Below are 18027 nucleotides of genomic sequence, written 5' to 3'. Positions count from 1 at the left end.
GACGGAACGACCCGCGCCATACTGTTCGAGACGAACGGCGGCGCAACGACTGCGTTCGGATACGAGATTAAACTGAAGCCATCGCGCGCAGAAACAGACGACACCGTCGCTGCAGGTGCGCTATATGGAGCCACGCGAAACGAGTGCAGCTGGGGGGTGAATCTGAGGTGGTCGTCCCCTACTGTGCTTGTTGTTGAGTTTATGGAAGCAGACCAAACGAAACTCCCGACCCAAGTCCAGATTGGTAATAAAACAGTGCTAGTCACGCAGCGCTCTGGAATTTCAGATGAGACGGCTCCGTGCGGAGGGATGCTCGCTAACTTACGCTAGTGGGTAACGTCCGCTTCCAACCCCGCACCCGCCACGCAGGCGCCGTCAATCCGGCGATGGCCCCCCGCCTGTCAGTTGGTCGACGCTGCCCATGATCGTCGCGAAGGCTTCGCTCGGCGGCAGCGGGTCGTCGCTGCGCAGCGGCATCTCGCCGCCGTCAAGGATCGCCTGCAAGGCGGCCCGGGCGCGCGAGACGCGGCTTTTCATCGTGCCGACCGCGACGCCGCAGATGTCGGCGCCTTCCTCATAGGATAATTGCCCTGCGCCGATAAGGATCAGCGCCTCGCGCTGGTCGACGGGCAGCATCATCAGCGCGCGCTGCACGTCCGACAGGTGCAGGCTGTCGTCCTGATCGTCGGGCGCGACGAGCAGGCGTTCGGCGGCCAGCTCATCATAGTCGGCGGTGAATTTCTTGCGCCGCATCTGCGACAGGAAACAGTTGCGCAGGATGACGAAGGCCCAGCTCTTCATGCTCGACGGCCCCGGAATATAGCTTGCGCGCGCCTTCCATGCCTTCAGCATGGTTTCCTGCACCAGATCGTCGGCCAGGTCGGCGTTGCCCGTCAGGCTGCGGCCGAAGGCGCGCAGATGCGGCAGCATCGCCGCCAGCTCCTGCTTGAAGCTGGCGTCGTCGAGCGGTCGGGGCGTGTCGTCGCTGATAATCGGGCCTTTATCTGGGCAATCTCTCGATGCGTCTGGCATCGGGCTTAGCGCGTTGAAACGTCGATGGAAAGCGGCGATCCCTGCCGCAATGGCTCAGGCGGGAACCGCGGCCGTCGGCCGGCGACGTCCAAGCGCGATGAAATTGGCCATCATCTGTTCGTCGACGGGGTCGAGCCGGCCGTTGGCGGCCAGCCGCCTCAGACTGTCCTCATGCCCGTCAAAATTGGGTTCGTAGAGCATCGACCAGTCGCCGAATTCGCGGTGGTCGATGTCACGACGCCGCACCTCGACCATACCGCTGTGACGGCGGTCGTCGCGGATCGCGGCGAGGCACGCCTCGACCTTGTCGCCCGGGCCTTCCAGCAATTGCATGAAATTATGCCCGTTGAAGATCAGGGCGCCGGTCAGCGCATCGCGAGCATTGTTGCGGCGTGCCGTACCCAGAATATCGGCAATGTCGTCGGGCGTTATCAGCGGGTCCGCAACGCTGACATAGATAATCGATCGCAAGTCACATGACTCCCGGCTTCCCCATTCAAGGAGCGTTGTGACCCCATCCGCAAACCCGTGCGGGCCTGCCCAGCCTGCTTAGGGCGCGTGTGGCACCTTGGCAACGCATTCGTCGCAAAATCGAAATTGCCGGGAACCAGCGGCGATCTTCCTCGTTGCTTCGGCATGGCTACGCATGGTGACAACAGGATCAACGGCAAGCCGCCCCACCCGGCGGAGGAAGCCGAAGTCGTGCGCCGCACGAACGGCAGCTTTCCGGGGACGGACAGCGACCAGTGGCATCGCACGCTGACCGGTCGGCAGTCACCCGAGCCGGTGAGTGCGAAGCTGCGCATGATCTATGGCAGCGTCGTCGCCGAAAAGCTTCCCGACCAGATGCTCGATCTTTTGGCCCAACTCGATCAGAAAAGCCCGAAACTCTGATGACCCGCCCTGCTGCTGCGCCGCGTTCGCAGGAAAATGACAGCCTGTCGGACGGCGAATTCAAGGCGCTTCTCGCTGGCGTCATCCCGCATCTGCGCGCTTATGGGCGCAGCCTGTCGGGCAATCCCGATCTGGCCGACGATCTGACGCAGGACACGATGGTCAAGGCGTGGGCGTCGCGTGCGCGCTTCGAACGCGGCACCTCGATCAAGGCGTGGACCTTCGTCATCCTGCGCAACACCTTCCTTTCGCAGATGCGCCGCAACAAATTTCACGGCGAATATGACGAAACAACCGTCGAGCGCACGCTGTCGACCCCCGCGTCGCAGGAAGATTCGGGCGAGATGGCCGATCTCCAGCGCGCGCTGATGGAATTACCGCAGGACCAGCGCGAGGCGCTGATCCTCGTCGGCGCGGGCGGCATGTCGTATGAGGAAGCGGCGCAGATTTGCGACTGCGCACTCGGCACGATGAAAAGTCGCGTGTCGCGCGCGCGCACCGCGCTCGAAGAGATCATGGATCGAGGCCAATTCTCGCAGCGCCGCTCGGACGCGGTTCCGGCGAGCGAGGCGATGGATGCGATCATGGACAGCGTCGAGGAAATCACCGCGCGCCGCGAAGCCGCGAACCGCTAACGCGCCGCACATCCTCTCGACTTTTCCGGGCGGGCGCGCCAGACTGGCCGCTCACCTCCCCAGCAAAGCGAGCCTTTTCATGCAGAAAATCCCCGCCCTTGCGCTATCGGCCGCGCTGGCCGTCGCCGCCTGTTCGACCGGAACCCCCAGCAACGCGGCCACCGACAGCGCCGCGCTCGACACGTCGGGTGCGCAGCCCGCGACCGCGCTCGCCGATGCGCCCTTCACGGTGCAGGAAGCGGCGGCCTTCAACGAACCGTGGGCGATGACCTTCCTGCCCGGAACGCGCCTCGCGCTCGTCACCGAAAAATCGGGCAAACTCAAACTCTGGGAAGAAGGCGGCGCCGCGCGAGACGTCGCAGGGGTTCCCCCGGTTCTCTACGCCGGACAGGGCGGCCTCGGCGATGTGATCCTCGCCCCCGATTTCGCGCAGAGCGGTACCATTTACCTGAGCTGGGCCGAAGCCGGCCCAGGCGACACCGCCGGTGCCGTCGTCGGCCGGGCGAAGCTGGTTCAGGGCGCCGCGCCGCGCCTCGATGGGCTCGAGGTGATCTGGAAACAGGATCCCAAAGTGCCCGGCCGCGGCCATTATTCGCACCGCCTCGCCTTCTCGCCCGATGGCCGATATTTGTTCATCGGCTCGGGCGAACGGCAGAAGTTCGATCCGGCGCAGGACATGAAGGCCAATCTCGGCAAGATCCTGCGCCTGAACCCCGACGGCAGCGTCCCCGCCGACAACCCCTTTGCCGCTGAGGGCGGCGTGACCGCGCAAATCTGGTCGCTCGGCCATCGCAATATCCTGGGCCTCGCGTTCGACGGCAGCGGGCGGCTGTGGAATCAGGAAATGGGGCCAAAGGGCGGCGACGAGGTCAATCTGGTCGCAGCAAAGGCCAATTACGGCTATCCGATCGTGTCGAACGGCGATCATTATGACGGCCGCGACATTCCCGACCATCCGACCCGCCCCGAATTTGCCGCGCCGAAGCTATGGTGGAACCCCTCCGTGTCGCCCGCCGGGCTCGTCTGGTACGGCGGCGACGCCTATCCCGGCTGGAAGAACAGCCTGCTGATGGGTGCGCTGTCGGGCAAGGGGCTGATCCGCATGGCGATCGACGGCGACACGCTGCACAAGTCCGATCGCTGGGACTTCGGCACCCGCATCCGCGAGGTCGAGGTGCGCGACGACGGCAGCGTCTGGCTGCTGACCGACGGCAAGGACGGCAAGCTGCTGAAGCTGGTGCCGAAGGCCTGACTGCCGCGCCGACGATGATCCGCAGCTATCTCTCCCGGCGTGCCCTGTGGCCGGCGCGCGTGCCCGACCCCGACGCCCCGCCGCGACTGGCGCTGCTCTGGCGCGAGGCGGGGTCGCTGCTGCGCGCGCTCGGCGGGCGCGTCCGGCCGATGCCGCCCGAACCCAATCCGGACAGCGCCCACCCGCCGGTGATGGTGCTGCCGGGATTTCTGTCGGGCGACTGGTCGACGAAGGCGCTGCGCGCCGACCTGCGCCGCGCGGGCTTTCGCTGCTATGCCTGGGGCCTCGGCTTCAATCGCGGCGCAACCGCCGACATAATCGACCGCATCGACGCGCGCGTCGAATGGATCATCGCGCGCACCGGACAGCCGCCCGCGCTCGTCGGCTGGAGCCTCGGTGGCATCTATGCGCGCGAATATGCCAAGCACCACCCGCACAAGGTCGCGCGCGTCGTCACGCTCGGCTCGCCCTTTTCGGGCAGCCGCCGCGCCAACCGCGCCCGGCGGCTCTATCATCTGATCGCGCGCCACCCGGTCGACAATCCCCCCATCGACTTCCACCCGGCGCCGCGCCCCGAAATGCCGACCTTTGCCTTATGGTCCAAGCATGACGGCGTCGTCGCGGTGAACAGCGCGCGCGGCCTGCCGCACGAAAGCGACCGGCAGATCGAGGTCGAATGCGCGCATATGGGCTTTGCCTATGCCCCGACGTCGGTCGCCGCAATTGCCAAGGCGTTAACCGAAGAGATAGGCTGATGTGCGATAGGCTGGCGACTGAGCCAGCCAAAGGAATGCGCCGATGTTGACAATCTTTGCGACACTCGCACTCGCGATGCAGGGCGCCACCGCGCCCGCCGCCTGTCCGCCCGCGGTCGTCACGGGCAGCGCGCAGAGCGCCCGCGTCGCCGTCTATCGCTCGCCCAGCCTCGCCGCGCGCAAGACCGACCGGCTGCGCGCTGGAACGCGCGTCCTCGTGTGCGGCGAACAGGGCGGCTGGGCGTGGGTCGCCTATGCCAGCCGCCGCAACAGTTGTGTGCCCGCGCGCGGGGCGACCTGCGCTACCGGCTGGGTCGACCGCCGCCGCCTTGCCGCGTTCGGGTCCTGATCGAGCCGGCCCTCAGCACCCTCAGCACACATCGATCCGCTCGCCCGGCGCCGCGCGCCACACGAACAGCGCGCGCCCGGGGCGCCGTCCCGCAGTGCCCGTCGATACGAAGCCGACCGCGCGCAGCAAAGCTTCGGACCGCGCATTGCCTGGCCGGCATTCGGCGACGACCGTCGCGCCGCGCCGCGCCGCCGCTATCTCGCGCACCGTCGCGCCGACCGCCTCGCGCGCCAGCCCTTGCCCGCGCGCGCGCGCCGCAAACCAGTACCCGACCTCATATTCGCCCGCGCCGCGGCGGTGGACGCCGATGACCCCGGCGAGCCCCGCCGCGTCGCGCACGGCGTGGAAGACATCGTCGCCGCGCGACCGCGCGATCAGCGCGGCGGCTTCGTCCTTGGTGAAGGGTTCGGGCAGGAAATGGACCTGCGACGTCACCGACGCATCGGTGATCGCCCACAGATCGGCGGCATCATCGGCGACCAGCCGGTCGATGCGGCATCGCGGGGTGGTGAGGCGGATCAAAGTCTCTGTCATCGCAAGCGTCTCTTCTAAAAGGCGCGCCGTGACAGAGGGGTGCGGTTTCATGATAATGACCATTCGCCTTCCGACACGGCGGCCATGGTCATGATGAATGATGCCATGCCGCTCCTTAGGTAAAGGAGCGCCAATACGCCTTGAATCGAAGGGATCGGTCGTTGGTCATCGCAGCGGTGCCTATCAGGCGCCGGCGCCGCGATCAAGCGCGCGATCAGCCGGCGCGCTGCGCCGCGAGCAGATAGTTCAGCGCTTCGCTGCCGCCGAGCTTGAACCCGCGCGCTGCCGATGGCGCGAGGCCGGTGCGGTCGACGACTTCAAGCCCCGCCGCCGCTAGGAGCGCGGTCAATTCTTCGGGCTTCAGAAGCTGGTCCCAGTCGTGCGTGCCGCGCGGTACGGCGCCGATCCGCTCGGCCGCCTCGACGAGCAGCAGCTTCGACAGGGCGGTGCGATTGGGCGTCGACAGGATCATCAGTCCGCCGGGCGCCAGGCGCGCGGCAAGTTCGGCGATGAAGGCCGCCGGATCGGCCACATGCTCGACCACCTCCATCGAGGTGACGAGGTCGAAGGTCGCGGGCGGCAGTGCCGCCAGTTCGCCCGCATGATAGTCGATTCCCAGCCCCTGCCCGGCCGCATGCGCGCGCGCCGCGGCGATATTTTCGGGTGCGGCATCGACCCCCGTCACCGCCGCCCCCATCCGCGCAAGCGGTTCTGCAAGCAGGCCCGCGCCGCACCCGACGTCGAGCGCGCGCTTGCCGGCGAGCGGCTTCAGATCGCGGCTGTCGGTCAGCCAATGCGCGTCGATCCGGTCGCGAATATAGGACAGGCGCACCGGGTTGAGCTTGTGCAGCATGGCGGACGAGCCGTGCGGATCCCACCAGTCGGCGGCGAGCGCGCCGAAATGGGCGGCTTCGTGCGGATTGATTGTCGTAGCGCTCATAGAGCGCGATTTGGCACCCCGCCCGGCGCGGCACAAGACTTATCGGGATAGAATAATCGTTCGGCGGATACCCGCGCTCCTGTTGCGAACAGACAAGAAAAAATATCCTGATGGTATAATCTGTCGGCCTTGCCATCGCGCTCCCCCTTCCCTAACAGCGCGGTCGCCGCGGAAATCCTTGGAAGTTGCGGCCGAAACCAGTTTGCGAAAAGGCGGGACGAGATGGCACGGATCGTGATGAAATTCGGGGGCACGTCGATGGCGGGCACCGAGCGGATTCGCACCGTGGCGAAACTCGTCGCGCGCGAAGTGGCGCAGGGCAACGAGGTGGCCGTCGTCGTCTCCGCGATGGCGGGCGAGACCGACCGGCTCGTCAATTTTTGCCGCGAGGCCAACCCGCGTTACGACCCTGCCGAATATGACGTCGTGGTCGCGGCGGGCGAACAGATCACGTCGGGGCTGCTCGCGCTCACGCTGCAGGCGATGGGCGTTCCCGCGCGAAGCTGGCTCGGCTGGCAACTCCCTGTCCGCACCGAAGAGGCGCATGCCCGCGCCCGCATCCTCGACATCGAAACGGGCGCGCTGCTCGCGGCGATGGGCCGCGGCGAGGTCGCGGTGATCCCGGGCTTTCAGGGGATGATGGACGATGGCCGCATCTCGACTCTGGGGCGCGGCGGGTCGGACACCAGCGCCGTCGCGGTCGCCGCGGCGGTGGAGGCCGATCGCTGTGACATCTACACCGATGTCGACGGCGTCTACACCACCGACCCGCGCATCGTCGCGCGCGCGCGCAAGCTCGACTATGTCACCTACGAAGAAATGCTCGAACTCGCGAGCGTCGGCGCCAAGGTGCTCCAGACGCGCTCGGTCGGCCTCGCGATGAAAATGGGTGTGCGCGTACAGGTGCTTTCCAGCTTCGTCGAGGGCGACGAGGCACCCAAAAGAGGCACGATGATCGTCAGCGACGAGGAAATAGAGGAACATCAGATGGAACGGCAGCTGATCACCGGCATCGCCCACGACAAGAATGAAGCGAAGATCATTGTGACGCGCGTCCCCGACCGTCCGGGCGGCGTCGCCAACATCTTCGGCCCGCTCGCCGCCGCGGGGATCAACGTCGACATGATCATCCAGAATGTCGGCCGCGACAAGGGCGAGACCGACGTGACCTTCACCGTTCCCGCCGCCGATCTCTTGCGGTCGATCGACCTGCTCGAGGCCGCGAAGGACAAGATCGGCTTCAACCGCATCCTGTCGGACGACAAGGTCGCAAAGATCAGCGTCGTCGGCGTCGGCATGAAGAGCCACGCGGGCGTCGCCAGCACGATGTTCCGCGCGCTCGCCGACCGCGGCATCAACATCCAGGCGATCTCGACCAGCGAGATCAAGGTCAGCGTGCTGATCGACGAGGATGAAACCGAACTCGCGGTCCGCGTGCTCCACACCGCCTACGGCCTCGACGCCGACTGATTCCGGCCCGCGCGGGAGGCTTCGGCGGCCGGGCCGTCAGTCCTTGTCGCCGACCTCGACCAGTCCGTGGCCGACGCTGACGCGTTCGTCGAAGACGAAACAGCTGCCCTGCCAGCGGCTGTCGGCCTCCGGTATCTGCTCCAGATAGGCCAGGATGCCGCCTTTCAGGTGAACGACATCGGCGACGCCTTCGCTTTTCAGGAAGGCGGTCGATTTTTCGCAGCGAATGCCGCCGGTGCAGAACATCGCGACGCGCTTCCCGGCGAAATCGGCGGCATGGTCGCGCCACCAGCCGGGAAAATCGCCGAAGCTTTTCGTCTGCGGGTTCACCGCGCCCGCGAAACTGCCATAGCCGACCTCGAAATCGTTGCGCGTGTCGATGACGATCGTGTCGGGATCGTCGATCACCGCATTCCAGTCCGCCGGCGCGACATAGGCACCCACCTCGCGCGCCGGGTCGACCCCCGTCACCTTCATCGTCACGATTTCCTTTTTCAGCCGCACCTTCAGCCGCTGAAAAGGCATGGCTGCGGCGGACGAATATTTGACGTCGAGCTCGGCGCAGCCGGGCAGCGCGCGGATATGTGCGACGACCGCGGCGATGCCCTCCGCGCTCCCCGCGATCGTCCCGTTCACCCCCTCCCGCGCGAGCAGCAAGGTGCCGTTCACCCCCTGGGCCGCGCAGAGATCAAGCAAGGGCGCGCGCAACGCGGCGGGATCGTCGAACGGCGCGAAACGATAGAGAGCGGCGACGGTGAAGGTCATGACGGCAGGCCCTTAGCGTCATAAACGCGTCATTGCGAGCGAAGCGAAGCAATCCAGATCGGTTTACGCCGGCTGCGGATGCATCTCGAATTCGGCACGTCAAGGATTGCGGCCTTAACCGAACGGATCGTGCCGCGCGGTCGCGTAATGCGCCATCGCCATCGTCGTCCACTGCGCGTTGACGCGGATGCAGGTCGGAAAGACGCTGGCGTCGGTGACGATGACATTGGTCGTGCCGTGGACGCGGCAATCGGGAGCGACCACGCCTGCGTCGGGATCGACGTTGATCGCATTGCCGCCGTGCGGGTGGCTGCTCGACAGCGTCACATCGTCCGATTCGCGGATCGCCGTTTCGAAGAAGCTGTCGATGTCCATGTCGGGGGTCAGCCGCTGCCCCTTGGTCAGCGCCGGATAGCATTCGATCGCCCCGGCGGCGAAATGCACCTTGGTCAGCGTCGCCATCGCGCGGCGCAGCAGCGGCAGGTCGGTATCGCGGTCGAGTTCGAATTTCAGCTTGCCGTCCTTGACCCGTCCGCGCCGGTCGGCGGGAAACAGGATGCCCGCCGAATGGACGCGGCCATAATTGCGCATCCGCTCGCTATGATCGGTAAACCAGCCGGGCATCAGCGACGCCATCGCCATCGGCGACTGGAAATGGCTTTCGAGCAGGAAGTCGCCGCAATCGACGTAGCTCGACATCTGGTCCTCGTCCCAGGCATTGCCCCCGACGCCTTGGGGCATCAGCGCGACGACAGGCGAGGCGATGTTGAGCGACACATTATGCCCGGTGCCGTCGATGTCGCTGCGGTCGAGCAGCTTTGACGAGGCGATGGTGCCCGCCGCGACGACGACGCCGACCCGCGCGCGTACCGTGCGGCGGCTGCCGTCGGGCAGGATCAGCTTCACCCCCTCGGCCTCGCGCCGTCCGTCGATGCTCGTCTGCCAGACGATCCGGTCGACCTTCGTTTCCGGCAAGATGCGCGCGCCATGGTCGCGGCACGCGTCGGGCAGATAGGTCTGCGCCATGCCGAGCCGCCGGCCATAGGCGCAGCCCGAATTGCAATAGCCGCAATAGGCGCACGCTTCCGGCGTGTGCGGCGGCCCAAAATTCTTCGCGAACCAGTCGGCGACCGCGCGCTGTTCCTTCGGGTCCGACGATCCCACAGCATAGGCGTGCCAGCCGTTGATCAGATGGGGACCGTTATGCCGCCCGGCGCGCGCCTCGATCGTCCCGATATGCAGCCGGTCGCGGATCGCGTCATAGCTCGCGTGAAAGGCGTCGGCGTCGATCGGGGCGCCAATGCTCGCCCATCGGGCCAGCACGTCGACCGCATCGGGGTGCGTCCGCCCCGCCTCGTTGACGCGCAGGCAGATGCCGTTGTTGATCGTCGACGATCCGCCGACGCAGCGCCCCTGAAAGACGATGAAGTCGCGATTGGTCGAGGTTTGCAGCGCGCCATGCTTGTAAAGCTGCGCCACCATGTCGAGTTCGTGGTGCGTGATGCGCGGCGAGGGATAAAAGGGGCCCGCCTCCACGATCAGCACCCTGTAGCCGCGCGCGGCGACATTGTGCGCGGCGACCGCGCCGCCCGCGCCCGATCCGACGACGACGACGTCATATTCGTCGCCCAGCGTATCCGCATCCAATATATGCGCGGGATCGATCTCGCGCCCCTCGACGCGAGTGATCGCCATGTCGGCGGGGCCGCGCACGCGGAATTTGGGCAGCGTGAAACCGATCTGCTGGTGCACCGGATTGGCGGCGTTCGCCTGCTGGTCGCCTGCCTCGACCCCCGGCTGCCAATGCCCGTAATAGCAGGCGTAAACGATACCGCGCAGCCGGGCCATGTCCTGAAACAGGTCGATCTGACTGTTCTGCAGCCGGTTGCGGATGCGGTGGGCGCGCGTCTCGACATCGACCGCCGCGAACAGCGGGCCGAGCACCAGTTCGGTCGCGGTCAGCGACAGGCGAATTTCGTCAAGTTTGGTGCCGCCGACCTTCGCGAACAATTCGGTGATGTTCGCCACCACCTGATCGGCGGAGATGACCATCGGCGCGCCGTGGAACAGCGCCTCGGTCAGCGCTTTCAGAAATTTGAGTTGCCCGAAATTGAAAGGTGCCGACATCGCCCGTCCCCCGCTTCAGCTACTCCGGATCATCCGCCAAAACCCGCCGATGGCAAGCGCCGAATTGCCGCCGCATTAACCCTGCCGCACCCCTGTCAGCGCACCGCCACGGTCAGATGGGCGAGCTGGCGGATATCGGCGAGCCGCGCGCGCAGGTCTGCCGCGCTCATCGCCCCTTCGACCTCGACGATCGCGGCACAGGCATCGGGGCCGACGCGCCAGACGTGCAGGTCGGTTAGCCGGACGCCCGCCGCCGTGTCGATCCGGCTCCGCAGCGTGGCCGCAATCGTCGCGTCGGTGGTATCGAGCAGCACCTCGGCGGTGTCGCGCATCAGCGACCACGACCAGCGCGCGATCACCAGCGCGCCGACGATCCCCATCATCGGGTCCATCCACCCCAGCCCCAGATAGCGCCCGGCCAGCAGCGCCGCGATCGCCAGCACCGACGTCAGCGCATCGGCGAGCACATGGAAATAGGCCGACTTCAGATTATTGTCGGCGCCATGATGCGCATGATGGCCGTGCGCATGATCGTCGTGGGCGTGATGATGATCGTGATGATGATGCCCGCCCATCAGCAGCAGCGCGCTGACGATATTGACGACCAGCCCGATCACCGCGACGAGCGCGGCGGCCGAAAAATCGACCGCCACCGGATCGATCAGCCGCATTGTCGATTCGACCGCGATGCCCAGCGCGAAGATGCCGAGGATCAGCGCCGAGGCAAAGCCCGTCAGATCGCCGACCTTGCCCGTACCGAAGCTGAAGCGCGGGTCGTGCCGGTGCGTGCGCGCATAGCGATAGGCGATCGCCGCCAGCCCCAACGCCCCCGCATGCGTCGCCATGTGAAAGCCGTCGGCGAGCAACGCCATCGACCCGGTAAGATAACCGGCGACGATCTCGCCGACCATCATCACCGCGGTCAACAGCACCACCCACAGCGTGCGCCGAGCATTGGCGTCGTGCGACGCGCCCAGGAAATCGTGCCGGTGTTCGCCCTCACCCACGGTCGCGGCGGCTCCTATTCGCTACAGCCATATTTCTGGAACAGCGCGTTGCGGATCGAACTGACCGCCGAATATTTGAGGCTGGTCGTCCGGCCGTTCCAGTATGCGAGAACAGTGTTGCGCAGTTCGAGGGCGGTCACGCCTTCGGGCGGGCACAGATTGCTGTCGGCCATCTTCGTGTCGCCGTACAATTTGATCGCGTCGTGAACCGCCATGATGAAATAGTCGCACGCCGACACATCGGCGTCATCCTTGGACACGCACAGATCGTGGACCTCCTGCCCGGTCTTGAACACGCCGCTCGACGGCGTGCTGTCGGGCGCGGCGGCAGCCGGCCCTGCTAGTGCCAGTGCAGCGGACGCCAGCAAGGCAGAAACAACAGAATGACGCATGGCAATTTTCCCCCGAAAAAATCGCGACCCGCGGGCTACTTAACCCGCGGGTCGGGGGTTGCCAATCTCAGGCGGCGGCTTTTTTCGCCAGCCGGTATTTGTGCAGCAGCGGCTCGGTATAGCCCGACGGCTGCGTCACGCCTTCGAAGATCAGCGCCCGCGCGGCCTGATAGGCGATGCCCTCGGGCGTCAGCTTCTCATACAGCGGATCGCCCGCATTCTGCGCATCGACCTTCACCGCCATCCGCGCGAGCGCTGCATCGACCTGTTCGGCGGTGCAGACGCCGTGGACCAGCCAGTTGGCGAGCGCCTGGCTCGAAATGCGCAAGGTCGCGCGGTCTTCCATCAGGCCGACGTCGTCGATGTCAGGCACCTTCGAACAGCCGACGCCCTGGTCGATCCAGCGCACGACATAGCCCAATATGCCCTGGCAATTATTGTCGAGTTCGCGCGCGACCTCGGCCTCGCTCCAGTTGCGTCCGGTCGCGACCGGAATCGCCAGCAGCCGGTCGAGCGACGGCACGGCCTCGCCCGCAATGTCCTTCTGCCGCGCGAACACGTCGACCATATGATAATGCAGCGCATGCAGCGTCGCGGCGGTCGGCGACGGCACCCAAGCGGTGTTCGCGCCCGATTTCGGATGGCCGATCTTCGCGTCGAGCATGCCGCGCATCAGGTCGGGCACCGCCCACATGCCCTTGCCGATCTGCGCCTTACCCGAAAGCCCACAGGCCAGCCCGATGCGGACGTTGCGGTCCTCATAAGCGGCGATCCAGTCCGAGGTCTTCATCTCGCCCTTCGGGATCATCGGACCCGCACGCATGCTGGTGTGGATCTCGTCGCCGGTGCGGTCGAGGAAGCCGGTGTTGATGAAGACGATCCGGTCCTTCACCGCTGCGATGCAGGCGGCAAGGTTCGCGCTCGTGCGGCGCTCCTCGTCCATCACGCCGACCTTGATCGTGTGACGCGCGAGGCCGAGCATATCCTCGACCGCGTCGAACAGCCGGTCGGTGAAGCCGCACTCCTCGGGCCCATGCTGCTTGGGCTTGACGATATAGATGCTGCCCGCGCGGCTGTTAGTCCGGCTGCCGAGACCTTTCAGATCGTGCAGCGCGCACAGGCTGGTGATGACCGCATCGCACAGCCCCTCGGGCGCTTCCGATCCATCGGGGAGACGGATCATCGGCGTCGTCATCAGGTGGCCGACATTGCGCACGAACATCACACTGCGCCCGTGCAGCGTGAAGGGCGTGCCATCGGGCGCGCTCCATTCGCGGTCGTCCGCCATGCGGCGCGTCATCGTCTTGCCGCCCTTGTCGAAGCTTTCGGTGAGGTCGCCGCGCATCAGGCCGAGCCAGTTGGTATAGCCGAGCGTCTTGTCCTCGCCATCGACCGCCGCGACGCTGTCCTCAAGGTCGATGATCGTCGTCAGCGCGGCTTCCAGCACCACGTCAGCAATGTCGGCGGGATCGCCGCTGCCGATCGGACTCTTCGAATCGATCACGAGTTCGATGTGCAGCCCGTTGTGGCGGAGCAGCAGCCCGCCCGGCCGGCGCCCCACCAGCTGCGACGGATCGGCCAGCACCGGATCGCCGCCCTGCCAGTCGGCCCAGCTTCCCGACGCCAGCGGCACGGCTTCGTCGAGAAACGCCTTCGCCCGCGCGATCACCGCCGCGCCGCGTTCGGGGTCGTAGCCGCCGGGCTTGGCCGGCGGCGCGTCGAGCGCGTCGGTGCCGTACAGCGCATCGTAAAGGCTGCCCCAGCGCGCATTGGCGGCGTTCAATGCGAAGCGCGCATTGAGCGCCGGCACGACGAGCTGCGGCCCCGCCATCGTCGCGATTTCGGGATCGACATTGACGGTGCCGACCGCAAACGGCGCGGGTTCGGGGACGAGATAGCCGATTTCGCGCAGAAAATCCTGATAGGCTGCGGCGTCATGCGCCTGCCCCTCGCGAGCCCGATGCCAGGCGTCGATCTGTGCCTGTAAATCCTCGCGCTTCGCGAGCAGCGCGGCATTTTCGGGCGCGAAGGTGCCGAGCAACGCCGCGAAATCCGACCAGAATTTGGCGGTATCGACGCCGGTTCCCGGAATCGCCTTTTCCTCGAGGAAGGAGACGAGACGCGAATCGACGGACAGGCCGCTGCGGTCGAGGAAATCAGTCATTCAAGCACCCTTTGGTCAGCGCGATTGCGCGGATGGACCCGGGGAGGAAAGGGCCGCCGCCCTATGGCGCGATTGGGGCGCGATGGCAACCGCCCTTCGCGCCCCAATCGCTCCATAGGGCCGCGTCAGGCAGCGCCCATCGCGGGCAGCGGCGGCAATTCGCCGAGCGCCACACGCACAAGGTTCCGTCCCCCGGCCTTGGCGCTGTAAAGCGCGGCGTCGGCGCGGTGGAGCAGGTCGTGCAGGGTGTCGCCGCGCCCCGCCTGCGCGACGCCGAACGACGCGGTGAAACAGCGATCGACGCCGAGCACCGGAAGCCGCTGCGCCGCAAAGCGGCCGCGCACCGTTTCGGCATAGAGCCGCCCGTCGGACAGCAGCGCATCGGGCAGCAGCACCGCAAATTCTTCGCCGCCGACGCGTCCGACGATCGCCCCCTCGGGCGCCGCGTCCTGCAACAGCGCGGCAAAATGCGCGATCACGCCGTCGCCCGCCGCATGGCCGTAACTGTCGTTGATCTGCTTGAAATGATCGAGGTCGGCGGCGACCAGAACGCCGCGTGTACCGCCCGCCAGCGCCGATTCCCCATGTAGTTCGAAGCCGCGCCGGTTGAGCGCGCTCGACAGCGGGTCGGTTTCGGACCGCGCGGTCATCTCGGCGGTCGCATCGCGGATCATCACGAGCAGCAGCACCATTGCCACCGCGACCAGCGTCACCGCGCCCATCGTCTGCGAAATCGCGGCATAGGTTGTCGCCATATAGGCCTGCGGCGCCGCGGCGGTTCCAACCAGCATACCGATCACGGGTTTCACCAGATACAGCAGCGCCGCGACGAACTGCATCCCCATCAGCAGCAGGTCGAGCGCTTGGCGCCGCCCCGACCGCAAGATGACGACCCCGGCCTGCCCCTGCATCAGGCAATAGGAAAATTGATAGATCATGCCGCGCGCGGGCGACCCGTAAGGCAGCGAAAAGGCAAGGGGCGCCAACAGCAGCGCACTCGCCCAGATCGCGATCATCGCGCCGCGCGGCGTCGGCACGCGATAGTGGCGCGAGATGCCGATGAGGCAGAAACTGAGCGCGAGCAGGAATACGACAAAGATGCTGACCGCCACCGGCGTGGGATCGGTCTGGAAGGGCAGCAGGAATTCCAGCGCGACATCAACGATGCCCAGCGCATAGCCCGCCGCCATGAAGGCGGCGCCGCGCGCCATTCGGTTGGTCGCCGCGATCACGCCGAATGCCACCGCGAAAATCCCGGCGATGCACATGTTGATGACGAGGACGAAGGCGGCTGTCATGGACCCACTCGTTGGCGCGATGCCAAGGCCCTATGCCCAGGCAGACGAAGTTTCGGTTAACGCGTTGCGATTCGGACGCTTTCGCGCGCGACATCGCTTGCCTCGTCCAGCGATGTCAGTGATTTACCGTATCGCGTGAAAGATTGTTTCGCGCCGGGGGTGCCAAAGCCGGGCGCGGGCGGCTATAGGCTGCGCATGACCATCCTGAAGCCAAGCGAAACCGCCACGCTGGAGCGTGCGGCCGATGCGCCGATGCTGGCGCAGGTCGAACGCTGGGCCGCGGTCAATAGCGGCACCGGCAATCTTGCCGGGCTCAAGACCGTCGCTGGCCTGCTCGCCGACGCCTTTTCGGCGCTCCCCGGCACCGTGCGCCTCGTCGCGCCCGACCCCGTCGAAAGCGTCGATGCCGCGGGCCGCGTCCAGACGATCGAGCGCGGCGCGCATCTCCACCTTCGCGTGCGCCCCGACGCGCCGGTCCAGCTGCTGCTGACCGGTCATATGGACACGGTGTTCGCCGCCGATCATCCTTTCCAGTCGCTCAAATGGCTGGAGCCGGGCGTGCTCAACGGCCCCGGCACCGCCGACATGAAGGGCGGCATCGCGGTCATCCTCGCCGCGCTGTCGGCGCTCGAGGCGTCGCCGCTGGCCGAGCGTGTCGGCTATGACGTGATGATCAACAGCGACGAGGAAACGGGCAGCCATGCCTCCGCCGTGCTGATCGCCGAGCTGGCGCGCGGCAAGACCGCGGCGCTCACCTACGAACCCGCGCTGCCCGACGGCACGCTCGCCGGCGCGCGGCCGGGCAGCGGCAATTTCTCGGTGCTGATCCACGGCCGCTCGGCGCACGCCGGACGCAACCCCGAGGACGGCCGCAACGCGCTCGTCGCCGCCGCCGACCTCGCACTCCGCCTCAACGCGCTGAAATCGCCCGACCTCAAGGTCAATCCCGCGAAGATCGACGGGGGCGGCCCCAATAATGTCGTCCCTGATCAGGCGATCCTGCGCGTCAACATGCGGCCGATGACCCCCGACGCGATGGCCGCCGCCGAAGCCGCGCTGCGCGACGCCATCGCCGCGATCCAGCGCGACCACGACGTCCATTGCCACCTCTACGGCGGCTTCAACCGTCCGCCCAAGCCGCTCGATGCCGCGGCGACGCGTCTCTTCGAACTGGTCCGCGACTGCGGCGCGGCGCTGGGCCTGTCGATCGGCTGGAACGCGACCGGCGGCGTGTGCGACGGCAACAATATCGCCGCCTGCGGCATTCCCGTCGTCGACACGATGGGCCCGCGCGGCGGCGCCATCCATTCGTCGGACGAATTTCTGATCGTCGACAGCCTCGCCGAACGCGCGCAGCTGTCGGCACTGACCCTAATGAAAATAGCGGAACGGGGGACTGTGTGAGCTATGTGATCCGCTCGGCGAAACCGAGCGACCTGCAAAGCATCTACGAAATGGCGAAACTGACGGGGGGCGGCTTCACCAATCTGCCGCCCGACCGCAAGGCGCTGCGCGCCAAGCTCGATCGCGCCGAGGCCAGCTTCGCCAGCGACCGCGAATATCCCTCCGACGAGCTTTATCTGATGATGCTCGAGGACACCGAAACGGGCGAGGTGCGCGGCACCTGCCAGATTTTCGGCCAGGTCGGCCAGCGCTGGCCCTTCTACAGCTATCGCATCGGCACCGACAGCAAGCACAGCGAGCAATTGGGGCGGACCTTCCACGCGCAGGTGCTCATGCTCAGCAACGATCTCAACGGGTCGAGCGAGGTCGGCGGCCTGTTCCTCCATCCCGCGGCGCGCGCCGGCGGGCTCGGACTGTTGCTCGCGCGCTCGCGCTATCTGTTCATCGCGCGGCACCGCGCGCGCTTCGGCGACCGCATCCTGGCCGAGCTGCGCGGGGTGATCGACGAAGCGGGCGGATCGCCCTTCTGGGACGGCGTCGCCGGCAAATTCTTCGGCATGAGCTTTCAGGAAGCCGACCAGTTCAATGCCGTCCACGGCAACCAGTTCATCGCCGACCTGATGCCCAAGCATCCGGTCTATATCGCAATGCTGCCCGAAACCGCGCGCAGCGTGATCGGCGTGCCCCACCCCACCGGCCGCGCCGCGATGCGGATGCTGGAGAATGAGGGCTTCGCTTTTGAAAATTACATCGACATTTTCGACGGCGGCCCGACGATGACCGCGCGCACCGATCAGGTGTCGAGCATCCGCGACGCGCAGCATGTCGAGGTGACGCGGGTCGCCGACCGGTTGGACGATGACGCGGACGCGCTGATCGCGACGGGCCGCCTTGCCGATTTCCGCTGCTGCTTCGGCAAGGTCGGCGCGGGCGGCAGCATCGATGCCGAGACGGCGCGGCTGCTGCAGATCGGCACCGGCGATACCATCAGCTGGATCGGGCGCTGAGC

At 66.5% G+C, this 18027-nt stretch carries 18 protein-coding genes; 8 read left to right on the top strand and 10 right to left on the bottom strand.

The genetic code is table 11. The features are described from left to right. Positions 1 to 375: 375 nt before the first annotated feature. Together STE01S_RS08675 and STE01S_RS08670 are read right to left on the bottom strand one after the other, a co-directional pair. On the bottom strand, positions 376 to 1032 hold the full coding sequence (locus tag STE01S_RS08675) for a sigma-70 family RNA polymerase sigma factor (protein WP_082657393.1): 657 nt from the start codon (positions 1030 to 1032) through the stop codon (positions 376 to 378). A gap of 54 nt (positions 1033 to 1086) precedes the next feature. Further along, on the bottom strand, positions 1087 to 1503 hold the full coding sequence (locus tag STE01S_RS08670) for a BLUF domain-containing protein (RefSeq protein ID WP_062767025.1): 417 nt from the start codon (positions 1501 to 1503) through the stop codon (positions 1087 to 1089). A 165-nt stretch (positions 1504 to 1668) separates the two neighbouring features. On the opposite strand from STE01S_RS08670, the gene STE01S_RS08665 reads away from it, so the two are divergent. From STE01S_RS08665 to STE01S_RS08645, 5 genes are all read left to right on the top strand, one after another. Next, on the top strand, positions 1669 to 1926 hold the full coding sequence (locus STE01S_RS08665) for a NepR family anti-sigma factor (RefSeq protein ID WP_058812440.1): 258 nt from the start codon (positions 1669 to 1671) through the stop codon (positions 1924 to 1926). Continuing rightward, a complete protein-coding gene (locus tag STE01S_RS08660; protein ID WP_058812441.1) occupies positions 1926 to 2561 on the top strand; it encodes a sigma-70 family RNA polymerase sigma factor in 636 nt (211 codons plus the stop codon). The genes STE01S_RS08665 and STE01S_RS08660 overlap by 1 nt, the downstream gene beginning before the upstream one ends. A 79-nt stretch (positions 2562 to 2640) precedes the next feature. Continuing rightward, positions 2641 to 3813, top strand: a complete 1173-nt coding sequence (locus STE01S_RS08655) for a PQQ-dependent sugar dehydrogenase (RefSeq protein ID WP_062767022.1) — start codon at positions 2641 to 2643, stop codon at positions 3811 to 3813. Positions 3814 to 3827: 14 nt separating this feature from the next. Then, positions 3828 to 4568: an esterase/lipase family protein gene (locus tag STE01S_RS08650; protein WP_062767019.1), complete on the top strand. Its 741-nt coding sequence runs from the start codon at positions 3828 to 3830 to the stop codon at positions 4566 to 4568. Positions 4569 to 4611: 43 nt separating this feature from the next. Beyond that, on the top strand, positions 4612 to 4917 hold the full coding sequence (locus tag STE01S_RS08645; protein ID WP_003038643.1) for a hypothetical protein: 306 nt from the start codon (positions 4612 to 4614) through the stop codon (positions 4915 to 4917). Positions 4918 to 4938: 21 nt separating this feature from the next. Here STE01S_RS08645 and STE01S_RS08640 read toward each other — a convergent pair whose 3' ends face one another. Beyond that, positions 4939 to 5451 carry a GNAT family N-acetyltransferase gene (locus STE01S_RS08640; RefSeq protein ID WP_040589005.1) on the bottom strand — a complete coding sequence of 171 codons (513 nt, stop codon included), beginning with the start codon at positions 5449 to 5451 and terminating at the stop codon, positions 4939 to 4941. A 214-nt stretch (positions 5452 to 5665) separates the two neighbouring features. Next, a complete protein-coding gene (gene ubiG / locus STE01S_RS08635; RefSeq protein ID WP_062767016.1) occupies positions 5666 to 6391 on the bottom strand; it encodes a bifunctional 2-polyprenyl-6-hydroxyphenol methylase/3-demethylubiquinol 3-O-methyltransferase UbiG in 726 nt (241 codons plus the stop codon). Positions 6392 to 6613: 222 nt separating this feature from the next. Here ubiG and STE01S_RS08630 point away from each other — a divergent pair, with 222 nt between their 5' ends. Beyond that, positions 6614 to 7861, top strand: a complete 1248-nt coding sequence (locus STE01S_RS08630; protein WP_062767013.1) for an aspartate kinase — start codon at positions 6614 to 6616, stop codon at positions 7859 to 7861. Between the two features lie 36 nt (positions 7862 to 7897). Here STE01S_RS08630 and trhO read toward each other — a convergent pair whose 3' ends face one another. From trhO to STE01S_RS08600, 6 genes are all read right to left on the bottom strand, one after another. After that, positions 7898 to 8626, bottom strand: coding sequence for an oxygen-dependent tRNA uridine(34) hydroxylase TrhO (gene trhO, locus STE01S_RS08625; protein WP_082813273.1), 729 nt, complete (start codon positions 8624 to 8626; stop codon positions 7898 to 7900). A gap of 114 nt (positions 8627 to 8740) precedes the next feature. Continuing rightward, the gene (locus STE01S_RS08620; RefSeq protein WP_062767010.1) at positions 8741 to 10753 is read right to left on the bottom strand and encodes a GMC family oxidoreductase N-terminal domain-containing protein; all 2013 of its coding nucleotides are present in this window, start codon (positions 10751 to 10753) and stop codon (positions 8741 to 8743) included. A gap of 95 nt (positions 10754 to 10848) precedes the next feature. Next, positions 10849 to 11760, bottom strand: a complete 912-nt coding sequence (gene dmeF, locus STE01S_RS08615) for a CDF family Co(II)/Ni(II) efflux transporter DmeF (protein WP_174531831.1) — start codon at positions 11758 to 11760, stop codon at positions 10849 to 10851. Positions 11761 to 11774: 14 nt separating this feature from the next. Then, positions 11775 to 12128, bottom strand: a complete 354-nt coding sequence (locus tag STE01S_RS08610) for a Rap1a/Tai family immunity protein (protein ID WP_040589008.1) — start codon at positions 12126 to 12128, stop codon at positions 11775 to 11777. A gap of 91 nt (positions 12129 to 12219) precedes the next feature. After that, positions 12220 to 14316, bottom strand: coding sequence for a malate synthase G (locus STE01S_RS08605; RefSeq protein ID WP_062767005.1), 2097 nt, complete (start codon positions 14314 to 14316; stop codon positions 12220 to 12222). Between the two features lie 125 nt (positions 14317 to 14441). Continuing rightward, positions 14442 to 15614, bottom strand: coding sequence for a GGDEF domain-containing protein (locus STE01S_RS08600; RefSeq protein WP_062767002.1), 1173 nt, complete (start codon positions 15612 to 15614; stop codon positions 14442 to 14444). Between the two features lie 195 nt (positions 15615 to 15809). Here STE01S_RS08600 and STE01S_RS08595 point away from each other — a divergent pair, with 195 nt between their 5' ends. Both STE01S_RS08595 and STE01S_RS08590 read left to right on the top strand, forming a co-directional pair. Then, on the top strand, positions 15810 to 17018 hold the full coding sequence (locus STE01S_RS08595; RefSeq protein ID WP_062767048.1) for a hydrolase: 1209 nt from the start codon (positions 15810 to 15812) through the stop codon (positions 17016 to 17018). Continuing rightward, the gene (locus tag STE01S_RS08590) at positions 17015 to 18025 is read left to right on the top strand and encodes an arginine N-succinyltransferase (protein ID WP_062766999.1); all 1011 of its coding nucleotides are present in this window, start codon (positions 17015 to 17017) and stop codon (positions 18023 to 18025) included. The genes STE01S_RS08595 and STE01S_RS08590 overlap by 4 nt, the downstream gene beginning before the upstream one ends. Positions 18026 to 18027: the final 2 nt, after the last annotated feature.

The organism is Sphingopyxis terrae subsp. terrae NBRC 15098, assembly GCF_001598815.1.
Classification (GTDB): Bacteria; Pseudomonadota; Alphaproteobacteria; order Sphingomonadales; family Sphingomonadaceae; genus Sphingopyxis; species Sphingopyxis terrae.
Note: the sequence above shows the minus strand (reverse complement) of the source record. Positions and strands in the feature narration are given on the sequence as shown.